Origin of the sequence: Paenalcaligenes sp. Me131, assembly GCF_050487225.1 — a bacterium.
Lineage (GTDB): Bacteria > Pseudomonadota > Gammaproteobacteria > Burkholderiales > Burkholderiaceae_B > Paenalcaligenes.
The window spans coordinates 215,753-228,261 of the sequence record NZ_JBKQGY010000001.1 but is presented as its reverse complement, the minus strand read 5'-3'; the positions used below and the strand labels follow the sequence as shown (position 1 = coordinate 228,261).

Annotated in this window: 11 protein-coding genes; 1 reads left to right on the top strand and 10 read right to left on the bottom strand. The window is 51.6% G+C overall.

All coding sequences use genetic code 11. From position 1 onward, the window contains the following. Nucleotides 1-42: 42 nt before the first annotated feature. The 10 genes from hfq to ndk form a co-directional block, all read right to left on the bottom strand. Nucleotides 43-279: an RNA chaperone Hfq gene (gene hfq, locus ACLPHM_RS01105; protein ID WP_135861985.1), complete on the bottom strand. Its 237-nt coding sequence runs from the start codon at nucleotides 277-279 to the stop codon at nucleotides 43-45. 107 nt (nucleotides 280-386) lie between these two features. Beyond that, entirely contained in the window at nucleotides 387-1,472 is a 1,086-nt protein-coding gene (gene hisC, locus ACLPHM_RS01100) for a histidinol-phosphate transaminase (RefSeq protein WP_430219438.1), read from the bottom strand. Then, complete coding sequence (der, locus tag ACLPHM_RS01095) at nucleotides 1,469-2,842, bottom strand: ribosome biogenesis GTPase Der (RefSeq protein WP_430220733.1); 1,374 nt, start codon at nucleotides 2,840-2,842, stop codon at nucleotides 1,469-1,471. Before der ends, hisC begins: the two co-directional genes overlap by 4 nt. 5 nt (nucleotides 2,843-2,847) lie before the next feature. Beyond that, nucleotides 2,848-3,996 (bottom strand): outer membrane protein assembly factor BamB, encoded by a 1,149-nt coding sequence (gene bamB, locus ACLPHM_RS01090; protein ID WP_430219437.1) that lies wholly within the window; start codon nucleotides 3,994-3,996, stop codon nucleotides 2,848-2,850. Further along, nucleotides 3,996-4,634, bottom strand: a complete 639-nt coding sequence (locus tag ACLPHM_RS01085; RefSeq protein WP_430219436.1) for a tetratricopeptide repeat protein — start codon at nucleotides 4,632-4,634, stop codon at nucleotides 3,996-3,998. The genes bamB and ACLPHM_RS01085 overlap by 1 nt, the downstream gene beginning before the upstream one ends. 7 nt (nucleotides 4,635-4,641) lie before the next feature. After that, nucleotides 4,642-5,925: a histidine--tRNA ligase gene (hisS, locus tag ACLPHM_RS01080; protein WP_430219435.1), complete on the bottom strand. Its 1,284-nt coding sequence runs from the start codon at nucleotides 5,923-5,925 to the stop codon at nucleotides 4,642-4,644. A 33-nt stretch (nucleotides 5,926-5,958) separates the two neighbouring features. Beyond that, nucleotides 5,959-7,248, bottom strand: a complete 1,290-nt coding sequence (ispG, locus tag ACLPHM_RS01075) for a flavodoxin-dependent (E)-4-hydroxy-3-methylbut-2-enyl-diphosphate synthase (RefSeq protein WP_430219434.1) — start codon at nucleotides 7,246-7,248, stop codon at nucleotides 5,959-5,961. Further along, the gene (locus ACLPHM_RS01070; RefSeq protein WP_430219433.1) at nucleotides 7,245-7,751 is read right to left on the bottom strand and encodes a helix-turn-helix domain-containing protein; all 507 of its coding nucleotides are present in this window, start codon (nucleotides 7,749-7,751) and stop codon (nucleotides 7,245-7,247) included. The genes ispG and ACLPHM_RS01070 overlap by 4 nt, the downstream gene beginning before the upstream one ends. Further along, nucleotides 7,751-8,899, bottom strand: coding sequence for a 23S rRNA (adenine(2503)-C(2))-methyltransferase RlmN (rlmN, locus tag ACLPHM_RS01065; protein ID WP_430219432.1), 1,149 nt, complete (start codon nucleotides 8,897-8,899; stop codon nucleotides 7,751-7,753). The genes ACLPHM_RS01070 and rlmN overlap by 1 nt, the downstream gene beginning before the upstream one ends. 33 nt (nucleotides 8,900-8,932) lie before the next feature. Beyond that, on the bottom strand, nucleotides 8,933-9,358 hold the full coding sequence (gene ndk, locus ACLPHM_RS01060) for a nucleoside-diphosphate kinase (RefSeq protein WP_166408228.1): 426 nt from the start codon (nucleotides 9,356-9,358) through the stop codon (nucleotides 8,933-8,935). A 243-nt stretch (nucleotides 9,359-9,601) separates the two neighbouring features. On the opposite strand from ndk, the gene ACLPHM_RS01055 reads away from it, so the two are divergent. Then, nucleotides 9,602-12,454 carry a valine--tRNA ligase gene (locus tag ACLPHM_RS01055; protein WP_430219431.1) on the top strand — a complete coding sequence of 951 codons (2,853 nt, stop codon included), beginning with the start codon at nucleotides 9,602-9,604 and terminating at the stop codon, nucleotides 12,452-12,454. The last annotated feature ends 55 nt before the right edge of the window (nucleotides 12,455-12,509 follow it).

The following is a 12,509-nucleotide window of genomic DNA, read 5'->3' as shown; positions in this document are numbered from 1 at the left end:
CATCGGTAGCGATAAGCGGGTATTGGGAAGATGGCACTACACTTATTCAGCGTCGTCATCCGCTTTCAGAGATACGGGACGAGCAGGAACCACAGTGGAGATTGCATGTTTGTAAACCATCTGAGTCACGGTATTGCGCAGCAATACTACGTACTGATCAAACGATTCAATTTGCCCCTGCAATTTAATGCCGTTTACCAGATAGATGGATACAGGAATGTGTTCCTTACGCAGGGCGTTTAAAAATGGGTCTTGTAATATTTGCCCTTTATTGCTCATTGGCTAAACTCCAATTGTGTTGTTATTCGGTTGAATCTTGTAAACCTATACTTTACAGGGTTTCACCCTGTTGCGCACCCTGCAAACCATAGCATCTTAACAAATGCTTACTCTACGTGGTTCTCTAGTATAGATGCTAGCTCTTGAGTCAGACGCTTACACTGACCCAAAGTTCCCACTGTAATCCTTAAAAACTGCTGAATACGGTTTTGTGAGAAATGACGTACCAAAATACCACGTCTTTTTAACTCTTGTTGCAAATGCGCTGCATCGTGTGCTGGATGAGTCGCAAACACGAAGTTAGCTGCTGATGGCAACACCGTAAAACCTAGGCCCTGCAAGTCTTGAGTTAGCTCGTCGCGTGCATCTATTACTGCCTTACGTACCTCATTGAAATACGCTTGATCATCAATAGCCGCTTGCGCACCCGCCAAGGCCAAACTATCCAAGGGGTAGGAGTTAAAGCTGTCTTTAATGCGCTCTAAACCTGCTACGATTTCTGTGCTTGCCAAGGCGAAACCCACACGCAAACCCGCTAACGCATAAGCCTTAGACAGCGTCTGCACTACCACCACATTGGGGTACTGTTTAATCAGGCCTGATGCGCTTTGTCCGCCAAAATCCACATACGCTTCGTCTACCACCACCACGGTATCCGGGTTAGCTTTGACGATACGCTCTATATCTCCCAACGCTAACGCCAAACTTGTAGGCGCATTGGGGTTGGCAAAAATAATCGCAGCCGGTGCTACATCGCGTGGTGCGGTGTAGTCCTCTACGCGAATAGAGAAGTCATCCGCTAGCGGCACGATCTCAAAGGGCACCTGATAGTAGCGGCAGTATGTGCGGTAGAAGCTGTAGCTGATATCAGGCAGCAGCAACGGACGACCACCGCGTAGGAACAAACCACTGAAAATATGCGCCAGAATTTCATCTGAGCCATTACCAACAAACACATTGCCCATATCCAGATGATGCAAACGAGCAATACTTTGACGCAGGCCCTTAGCATCATAGCTAGGATACAAACGCAGGCTGTCATTAGCAGCCTGATTAATGGCAGCAATCGCTTTAGGCGATGGCCCATAAGGATGCTCGTTGGTATTTAGCTTGATTAGGTTATCGATGGCAAGCTGCTCGCCTGGTACATAAGGCTGCAAGCTATTAACGTGGTCACTCCAGAAACGGCTCACTTTTTATCCTGCACATAAGGGTTGTGTGATGACTTCAGGTCAATACGCAATGGCGTACCCTGCAAGTCAAATGCTTCACGAAAACGTCCCTCAAGGTAGCGTCGGTAAGAGTCCGATACGCCTTCTAAACCGCTACCATGAATAACGATCAAAGGTGGGTTCTGCCCCCCTTGGTGAGCATAGCGCAGTTTGGGGCGGAAAATACCTTTACGTGGCGGCTGTTGCTGTTCTACCGCTGCATGCAAGACACGTGTCAGTTTTGGTGTAGACAAGCGTCGGAATGCCGCACCGTGCGCCTCACGCACCGACTTCATTACCGGACGTATACCCTGCCCTTTCAATGCCGACATCGTATGTGTCTTAGCGAAGTTCAGAAAGTGCAATTTGCGCTCAAATTCACGCTGCACCCACTCACGCTTGTAGCTGTCTAGGTCGTCCCACTTATTGATACCGATCACCAGAGCACGGCCTGTTTCTTGAATAAAACCGGCAATGCTGGCATCTTGATCCGAAATTTCGGTTTGCGCATCAAGCATCAAGAGCACGACGTTACATGCTTCAATCGCTTGCAAGGTTTTAATCACCGAGAACTTCTCGATGGTTTCAAACACTTTGCCTTTGCGTCGCAAACCTGCTGTATCAATCAGCGTATAAGGCACACCACCGTGCTCGAATTCAATTTCGATAGCATCCCGTGTCGTACCCGGCATATCAAACGCAATCACGCGCTCTTCACCCATCAAGCTGTTGATGAACGTCGATTTACCTACGTTGGGTCTACCCACAATCGCCAGTTTGATACGGTGCTTAATTTCTGTTTCTGGCGCATCGGGATCGAATTCCTCTTCGATCTCTGGCTCTAGCTCGGGCTCAGGCACTTCCGCCAAGGCTGTCTCGATAAGGTCCATCACCCCATCACCGTGCGACGCAGAAATCATTCGCGCCTCACCCAGACCCAGCTCAAAGAAGTCTGCCACGGCAGCGCTATGACGCATGCCTTCAGCCTTATTCACCGCCAAAATAACGGGTCTACCAGAGCGGCGCAGTAAGTTGGCAATATCGTAATCTAGTCTATTAATGCCCTCACGAGCATCGACCAAGAAAATCACCACATCGGACTCAATAATGGCCTGATGTGTTTGACGTGCCATTTCACGCACCACACCTTCTTTGGCCACAGGCTCAAAACCACCTGTATCCACCACCAAATAAGGACGTGATCCCATTCTGCCCTCGCCATAATGGCGATCGCGCGTCAGCCCTGGGAAATCCGCCACCAACGCCTGACGGGAGCGTGTAAGGCGGTTAAATAACGTGGATTTACCCACGTTTGCCCGCCCTACCAGCGTCACCACCGGCTTGAAAGCAATCTTGCTCAATTGACACCAACCAATAATAAATTACCGTTGCCAGTCTGCACGATCACACCGCGATCAGTAGCCACCAACGGAGAAGTAATTGCACCACCACCGACGCTTACGCGTCCCAGGAAGCGCCCATCTGAGCGGGATAACAAATGCACGTAGCCTTCGGAGTCACCCACTACCACGGCTTCAGGCACCACTGCAGGTGCTGACAAGCGGCGGTTGCGCAGCCCTTCTTGGCTCCACAGTGACGTCCCGTCCATCATGCTGAACCCACTCAGCACATCATGTCTGTTTGCAGCGTATACAAACCTATCGTCAGCCGCGATCCCTACACTGGTAGAGAAGTCGCGAGACCATACTGGCACACCACCTTTGGACACATCGAAGCACACAATACGACCTTGATAGGCTGCAGCGCACAACAATGGGCCACGAATCAGCGGCAAACCTACCACATCAATAATACGTTCTAGGTCGGTTGCGCCTTTGGATACGGCTACGGTACCTTCCCATTGCACAGCCCCTGTACCCAGATCAATCGCCATCACTCGGCCGTTAGGCATACCGGCAATCAACATGCCGTCCACGATGTCCATCTGAATGCTGGTTTTCAATGCCAATGCGGGGCCGGGGCGCTGTACGCTCCATAGCAGCTCACCGTTTTTCGCATCAAAGGCTTGCAAGCGGTAATCACTACTGCGCACTACCACTACACCGTAGCCCACTGCGGGTGGCACGTTTACTTCGCTAGCGGCTTGAGCACGCCACTGCTCCTGCCCCTGGTCATCCAGAGCAATCACAGTGCCGTCATTGGCGGCCACTACGACCAAGCGACCATCTGCCCCCACACCAGCGCTCAAACGCTTGTCTACATTTGTGCTCCATACCGGTCTGCCGGTAGACACATCCACCTTAGTCACCGCACCAGAAGGCGTTGCCGCGTAGACGTTTGAGCCCAGCACCATTGGTGCAAAGCCGTATCCACCGCCACTACCTACTGAGGTAGACCAACGCACGTTGGCTTGTACTTCTGGCTGAAAATCAGTCAACGGTACAGGATCAAAGCGTGGGTTGCTGCTTGAGCACGCTGTCAACACGCCTAGACCTAGCACTACGGCCATGGCAACTACTGAACGTTTAAACACATGTTTAGCCATTATTGTTGCTCTCCGACTGCGTCAATTTTCAGTTGTACCAATTGCTCAACCGCATCACCTTTCAGCAAGCCCAACGCCTCTTGCCATGCAGCACGCGCTTCAGCCACTTTATCTTGTGCAAACAATATGTCGCCTTTTCGGTCGGCATATAAACCAGCAAAACCCGCTGGTGGGTTATTCAACTGCGCCAAAGCCGCATCGAAATTCTTTTGTTCCAATAACAAACCCGCCAAGCGCAGTCTAGCCACCGCTTTCATTGCAGGATCGGAACCTTGTTGAATCAACCACTCTAACTGCTCACGCGCACCGTCGACATTACCACGCTCTTGCAGAGCCCATGCCGCTACCAACGCGCCACGACTGGCATAACCCGATTTAGGGAAATCTGAACGCAATGTCGCACTAGCAGCCACAAGACGTGCATCAGCTTCTTCACCGCTCATGGTGCTTGCGGCTTCTAGCGCTTCGTAATACCCCATGGCTTGCGTGTTTTGATGAGTCTGATACCACTGCCAGCCGCGCCAGCCCAAAATACCAGCCAACACCACGAAGGCGAGAACTACGCACAATGTACCGTAGCGCGTCCACCAGTCTTTAATCGCGTCCAGCTTTTCCTGTTCTTCCAGATCGTAAGCCATGTCGTGTTTATACCTTCGTTGTTAAAACCGTTGCCAATTGATCGAATGCCACGCTTTGCTGTTGTGCTTCGTCGTCTTCCAGACGCAGCCACTTCACGCTTGCTGTACGTGTAGCCAATTCGTTTTCACCCAGAATCACTGCTACGTACGCACCGCTTGCATCGGCACGTTTGAACTGCGATTTAAAGCCTGACGAACCTGCATGCACGATCACCCGCAAGCCTACATCGCGCAATTGCTCGGCCAACAAGCTGGCGTGGCGTTGTGCGGCATCGCCTTGGTGCACCATGTACACATCACATTCGCTTTGTTCAGTTTGATTAGCCTCTTGCTCGCACAGATCCAGCAGACGCTCCATACCAATAGCAAAACCCACCGCAGGTGCAGGTTTACCACCTAACAAAGGAATCAAGCCGTCGTATCTACCACCACCACATACCGTGCCCTGAGCACCTAAGCGATCGGTAATCCACTCGAATACCGTTAGGTTGTAATAGTCCAAACCACGCACCAAACGAGGATTCAGCGTGTAGGCAATACCGGCATCATCCAAACGCTGGCAGACGCCTTGGTAGTGAGCCAACGACTCTTCACCCAAGTAATCAAACAGCTTAGGCGCATTGTTAGCCATTTCTTGCATCGCTGGATTCTTCGTATCCAGTACACGCAAAGGATTGCTGTACATGCGTCGTTGCGCTTCTTCATCCAGAATAGATTTATGCTCTTCCAGATACTTGATCAACGCCTCGCGGTGCGCAGCACGTTCTTCGGCTTGACCCAACGAGTTGATTTCCAGACGTATGTCTTTAAGCCCTAGAATCTTCCACAAACGATTCAGCATAATGATCAGCTCGGCATCCACATCAGGGCCGGGCAAACCCAAGGCTTCTACGTCAATTTGGTGGAACTGGCGGTAACGACCGCGCTGTGGGCGCTCATGCCTAAATACTGGCCCCATCGCATACACACGATGCGGACGGTCGTACAACAAATTATGTTCAATACTGGCGCGCACCATCCCTGCTGTGAACTCAGGGCGCATGGTGAGCAAATCGCCATTTAACGAGTCGGTAAAGGAATACATTTCCTTTTCTACGATATCGGTTACTTCGCCAATACCACGACTAAACAGCTGCGTATGCTCCAGCACAGGAGTACGCATATTGCGGTAGCCATAACTGGCCAACCACTGGCGTACGGTTTCTTCTAGCTGTTCCCACTGCCAACTGGTATCGGGAAGAATGTCTTTCATACCTGTTAAGGCACGAAGCTTTTGAAACGACTGCGTCATAACTCTACTTTTTTGTATTGAACCTGCACAGTATTATTGCTGCGCTTGTTTATTACCATAGCGACGCTGAACGTAGTCCAGCACAATGCCTTGAAACTCTTTGGCAATCGTATCGCCCTTCAATGTCACTACTCGCTCACCATCCAGATAGACCGGTGCCGATGGGACTTCCCCCGTACCTGGCAAGCTAATGCCTATATCTGCATGGCGACTTTCACCTGGCCCGTTGACCACACATCCCATCACCGCCACATTCATGCTTTCTACGCCAGGATACTGCTGACGCCAAACGGGCATTTGTTCACGCAAGAAGCGCTGAATGTCATCGGCCAACTCTTGGAATACCGTACTACTCGTACGACCACAACCAGGACAGGCCACCACCATAGGAGTAAAGGCTCGTAGGCCCATGGTTTGTAGAATTTCCTGCGCTACCACCACTTCACGACTACGGTCACCACCCGGCTCGGGGGTCAACGAAATACGTATGGTATCGCCTATGCCTTGCTGTAACAATACCGATAACGCAGCGGTAGAAGCCACGATACCTTTGCTGCCCATCCCCGCTTCGGTCAACCCCAAATGCAAGGGGTAATCACAGCGCTGAGACAAGTCTTTATATACCGTAATCAAATCTTGTACATGGCTCACTTTGCACGACAGCACAATCGCATTTGGTGACAACCCCAGCTCTTCGGCGCGGCGCGCATTACTGATGGCCGAAATCACCAGTGCATCACGCATTACCGCTTGCGCTTCCCATGGCGTAGATTGACGACTATTGTCATCCATCATTCGGGCCATCAGATCATGATCTAGACTGCCCCAATTCACCCCAATACGCACAGGTTTTTCGTAACGGCACGCAACTTCAATCATGCGTGCAAAGTTATCGTCACGGCGTTTTCCACCACCCATATTGCCCGGATTAATACGGTACTTAGAGAGCGCTTGAGCGCACTCTGGGTAGTCTGTCAGCAGCTTATGGCCATTAAAGTGAAAGTCCCCCACTAACGGCACATTCATCCCCATGCGATCTAATTGCTCGCGAATCGCTGGCACCTCACGTGCCGCTTCGGGGGAGTTCACCGTGATGCGCACCATCTCAGAACCCGCCAAGGCCAGCTCTTTAACTTGTATGGCGGTTTCAATCGCGTGGGCGGTATCCGTATTGGTCATGGATTGCACCACAACCGGTGCTCCACCACCAATCACCACCTGCTTATCGTTCCAAGTAACAGGTACGGCACGAGTTGGACGTCTACTCTGTGCACCTACAGCCAGTGGGGCTTGATGAGCAAAAGGGGTAACGGCAGAGGTCATCTTTTCAGTTCTTTCAACCAATCAAAAAACAGCCAAGAATCAGGAATCCAACCCCGATCCAACGCATAAAAAGCAGCCACAAAGAGCAACAACGCAATAATCAGCCCCCAGCCCCATGCTCGTTGGCGCGGTTCTTCGGCATACAAAGGCGTATCCGCCCCAGCCCACGAGCCTTTAATCTTGCGCGGAACAGGCGGTCTAGGCGCTGTACCTGCCTGCTTATCCAACACGGCCAGCACAGCATGTTCATCGACTTTCAAGTAGCGAGCGTAATTGCGCACCATGCCACGCAAGGCGGCTGCCTTAGGTAGCTGATCGAACTGCGCTTGTTCCAACAAACACAACTGTGCTTCGGAATACTTCAGTCGTCGCGACACATCGCTCACTGATAACCCACGCTGCTCACGCAATTGCTGCAACATGACACCCACATCTGTAATCTCAGATGCTGCCGGTACAGCAGCTTCGGCATTCAACGACGAATCGTACGTCATCAGACTCATTAAGGCTCCTGCTTGAGTAAGATCTGCGCGCGCTGCGGCATACGCTGGTCAATGCGCGTGCGATCTCGAATATCACCAGCCAACTGGCCACAGGCAGCATCAATGTCATCACCACGAGTCTTGCGCACAGTTGTTACAACGCCCCCTTCCATCAAACGCTGCGCAAATTCACGCACACGCGCATGGGAAGAACGTTTTAACCCAGACTGTGGGAAAGGATTAAATGGAATCAAATTGAATTTGCACTTTACTTCGCGCGAGATAGCCAACAACTGATCGGCATGCTCATCCAGATCATTAATCCCATCTAACATGATGTACTCAAACGTGATGAAGTCACGCGGAGCACGCTCAAGGTAGCGATTACATGCTGCCAACAATTCTTTAAGCGGATACTTCTTGTTTAGCGGCACCAAGCGGTCCCGCAGTGTGTCGTTGGGCGCATGCAAAGAAACCGCCAAGGCCACTGGACACTCTTGTGCCAATTTATCCATGAACGGCACTACGCCCGATGTGGACACCGTGACACGACGGCGTGATAAGCCATAGGCGTTATCATCCAACATCAATTGCAACGCAATCAGCACTTGGCTGTAATTCAGCAAGGGCTCGCCCATACCCATCATCACCACGTTACTGATGACGCGATCGGGCGGTGTAGCACCACCCTCGATACGAGCGTTTTCTAAATCTTGCATCACGGCACGTCTGGCGTGCCATAACTGCCCGATAATTTCCGCAGCGGTCAGGTTACGGTTAAAACCTTGATATCCGGTGGAACAAAACGGGCATGCTACGGTACAGCCAGCTTGGCTGGAAATACACAAGGTGCCACGATCATCCTCGGGAATAAACACCGTTTCCACGGAGTTATTCTGCCCCACATCAAATAACCACTTACGCGTGCCATCCGCAGAGCGTTGCTCATGCACGACCTCAGAGGCCTGAATGCTGCAATGCTCTGCCAACTGCTGGCGAAAGTCCCGCGCCAGGTCCGTCATCTGATCGAAGTCACACACGCCACGCTGGTGTATCCAGCGTTGTAACTGCCGTGCACGGAAAGGTTTCCCTCCCCATTGCGCCACGAGGTTGCTTAACTGCTCGGGCGAGTGCCCCAGCAGATTGATAGGTGTAACGACTTCAGACATAGGACCCGACACGATTCTTTCAAGACTCAGCAATTAGCGGCTGAAAACCTGGCTTGCAGGGAAGAAATAAGCAATTTCAACTGCAGCTGTTTCTGGGGCATCAGAGCCGTGAACAGCGTTAGCATCAATGCTTTCTGCAAAGTCAGCACGGATTGTGCCAGCAGCAGCTTCTTTAGGGTTAGTAGCACCCATCAACTCACGGTTTTTCAGGATGGCGCCTTCGCCTTCCAACACTTGTACGAATACAGGGCCGGAAATCATGAACTCAACCAAGTCGTTGAAGAAAGGACGCTCTTTGTGAACAGCGTAGAAACCTTCAGCTTCAGCGCGGGACAAGTGAGCCATGCGAGCAGCGATAACTTTCAGACCTGCGTTTTCAAAGCGGGATACGATCTGACCCACTACGTTTTTAGCAACAGCATCAGGTTTGATGATAGACAGAGTGCGTTCAATAGCCATGTAAAATTCCAAATAATCAAAAATCCAGCCATTTCCCTAGAGAAAGGAAAACAGCCATTTAAATCAAAGCGTTGTTTTTTTCAATAAAAACAATCACTTTTAATGCTTTTACGGCAACCAGACATTTTAGCATGCCCACGAAGCAGCGCAGCATCATAAAATAACTGCTTCAGCATCCGATTCTTAGGCACTTGTCTGCGTTACATTCATACAACGACAAGCCGCAAAATTTTCGTATAGACAATGACAAACGCATCTTCAACTAGCAATACCGATCAATTAGCCAAAAGTTTTGAGCCCAGCGACATCGAATCTCGCTGGTACGCCCGTTGGGAAAAAAGTGGTTTTTTCTCCGGTGGTCAGCACGTCGCTCCCGCTCCAGGGCACCAAAGCGCAGCCTTTGTCATCCAGTCTCCCCCACCTAACGTCACTGGTACGCTACACATGGGGCACGCGTTCAACCAAACCATCATGGATGGTTTGACGCGCTACCACCGCATGCGCGGCGATGACACGGCTTTCATCCCAGGCACAGACCACGCCGGTATCGCCACACAAATCGTGGTAGAACGCCAACTGGACGCCCAAAAAATCTCCAGACACGACTTAGGCCGCGAAAATTTCGTAGAAAAAGTCTGGGAATGGAAAGAAAAATCCGGTAGTGCCATTACCCAACAGTTTCGTCGCTTAGGCGCATCATGTGACTGGGGCCGTGAGTACTTCACCATGGACTCCAATATGTCCCGTGGTGTGGCCGAAGTATTTGTTCGTTTGTACGAACAAGGCCTAATTTACCGTGGCAAACGTTTGGTGAACTGGGACCCTGTGCTGGGCACTGCCGTATCCGACCTAGAAGTTGTGAGCGAGGAAGAAGATGGCCACATGTGGGAAATTCGCTACCCACTGAGCATACCTTCTGGTGACCTAACTCATCTGGTGGTTGCCACTACCCGTCCAGAAACCATGCTGGGCGACGTGGCAGTGATGGTTCACCCCGAAGACGAACGCTACAAACACCTGATTGGTCAAACCGTCACACTGCCGTTGGTGGGTAGAGAAATCCCTATCATCGCGGATGACTACGTAGACATGGAGTTCGGCACTGGCGTAGTCAAAGTGACGCCTGCCCATGACTTCAACGACTACGCCGTAGGCCAACGCCACGACTTAGAGTTGATCAACATCCTGACACTGGATGCCAAGATCAACGATAATGCACCCGAAGCCTACCAAGGCTTGGACCGTTTCGTTGCACGCGAAAAAATCGTGTACGACTTGGACAGCATGGGTTTACTGCAACAAGTAAAACCACACAAGCTGATGGTGCCACGCGGTGACCGTACCAACACCGTCATTGAACCCATGCTGACAGACCAATGGTTTGTTGCCATGAGCAAAGCCGCGCCTGCTGACAGCCTACACCCCGGCAAAAGCATTACCGACGTAGCGCTGGACGTGGTTGCCGACGGCCGCATCAAGTTTTACCCAGAAAACTGGACGACTACGTACAACCAGTGGCTGAACAACATCCAAGACTGGTGTATTTCTCGTCAGTTGTGGTGGGGTCATCAGATTCCAGCATGGTACAGCGAAGACGGCCAAATCATCGTTGCTCGCAGCGAAGAAGAAGCCAAAGCCAAAGCTGAAGCTGCCGGCATCCAAGGGCCTCTGCGTCGCGACGAAGACGTACTGGACACTTGGTTCTCCTCTGCCTTAGTACCGTTTACTGACCTAGGCTGGCCTGAGCAAACCCCTGACTTGGCAAAATACTTGCCATCCAGCGTGTTGGTCACCGGCTTTGACATTATCTTCTTCTGGGTTGCCCGTATGGTCATGATGAGCATGCACATGACTGGCCAAGTACCTTTCCACTCTGTGTATGTGCACGGCCTCGTGTGCGACATGGAAGGCAAGAAGATGAGTAAATCCAAGGGCAATACCATTGACCCCGTAGACATCATCGACGGTATTGATCTGGATAGCTTGATCAGCAAGCGCACCACGGGCTTAATGAACCCACGCCAAGCGCAAAGCATTGAAAAACGTACGCGCAAAGACTTCCCAGACGGTTTCCCTGCTTACGGTACGGATGCCTTACGCTTCACGATGGCGGCTTACGCCACCTTGGGCCGTAACATCAACTTTGACTTGAAACGCTGCGAAGGCTACCGCAACTTCTGCAACAAGCTGTGGAACGCCACACGCTTTGTGCTGATGAACACCGAAGGCCACAGCCTGAACGGCTCTGAAGTTGCCGAGTTTTCTACTGCCGATCGCTGGATCAGCAGTCTGCTACAACGTCTGCACAGCAACGTAGAGCGCGGCTTTAGCGAGTACCGTTTTGATAACGTCGCCAACTCGCTGTACCACTTTGTGTGGGACGAGTACTGCGACTGGTACTTGGAACTGGCTAAAGCACAAATTCAGCAAGGCACCCCAGCACAACAACTGGGCACACGCCGCACGCTGATTCACGTACTAGAGTCCGTACTGCGTCTGATTCACCCCATCATGCCGTTCATCACAGAAGAACTGTGGCAGAAAGTAGCTGAGGTTGCTGGCGTACGCCAAGCAGGTGACGACAGCACCATCGCGCTGCAGCCCTACCCTGTTGCTGACCAAAACTTGGTGGATGAAGCAGCCGAGCAAGCCATTACCGAGCTAAAAGCCCAAGTGGATGCCATTCGTGCCCTACGTGGTGAAATGAACCTGTCGCCTGCTGAGCGTGTACCTCTGCTTGCACAAGGTGATGCCGCTGTACTGGAACACAACACCCCATACCTGCAAGCCTTGGCCAAACTGGAAAAAGTGGAAATCCACGCCACCCTACCAGACCTAGGCGCACCAGTGCAGGTAGTAGGCACCACTCAGTTGATGCTGCACGTTGAAATCGACGTTGCCGCTGAAACGGCGCGCTTGACCAAAGAGCTGGACCGCTTAAATGGCGAAATCGCCAAAGCCGAAGGCAAACTAGGGAACGCCAGCTTTGTGGAACGCGCCCCTGCAGCAGTGGTGGAACAAGAACGTGAACGCTTGAACCAGTTCAGCGAAACACTGGCGAAAATCCAAGCCCAGTTAGCACGTTTGAATGGCTAACCTGCCCAAGCACTAGCTAGGCCTATTTAGCCAACAAAAACTCCCTTGGTTACCT

Coding starts and splice junctions, on each gene's coding strand:
- hfq (WP_135861985.1), bottom strand. CDS start 279: ATGAGCAATAAAGGGCAAATATTACAAGACCCATTTTTAAACGCCCTG.
- bamB (WP_430219437.1), bottom strand. CDS start 3,996: ATGGCTAAACATGTGTTTAAACGTTCAGTAGTTGCCATGGCCGTAGTG.
- ACLPHM_RS01085 (WP_430219436.1), bottom strand. CDS start 4,634: ATGGCTTACGATCTGGAAGAACAGGAAAAGCTGGACGCGATTAAAGAC.
- hisS (WP_430219435.1), bottom strand. CDS start 5,925: ATGACGCAGTCGTTTCAAAAGCTTCGTGCCTTAACAGGTATGAAAGAC.
- ispG (WP_430219434.1), bottom strand. CDS start 7,248: ATGACCTCTGCCGTTACCCCTTTTGCTCATCAAGCCCCACTGGCTGTA.
- ACLPHM_RS01070 (WP_430219433.1), bottom strand. CDS start 7,751: ATGAGTCTGATGACGTACGATTCGTCGTTGAATGCCGAAGCTGCTGTA.
- rlmN (WP_430219432.1), bottom strand. CDS start 8,899: ATGTCTGAAGTCGTTACACCTATCAATCTGCTGGGGCACTCGCCCGAG.
- ndk (WP_166408228.1), bottom strand. CDS start 9,358: ATGGCTATTGAACGCACTCTGTCTATCATCAAACCTGATGCTGTTGCT.
- ACLPHM_RS01055 (WP_430219431.1), top strand. CDS start 9,602: ATGACAAACGCATCTTCAACTAGCAATACCGATCAATTAGCCAAAAGT.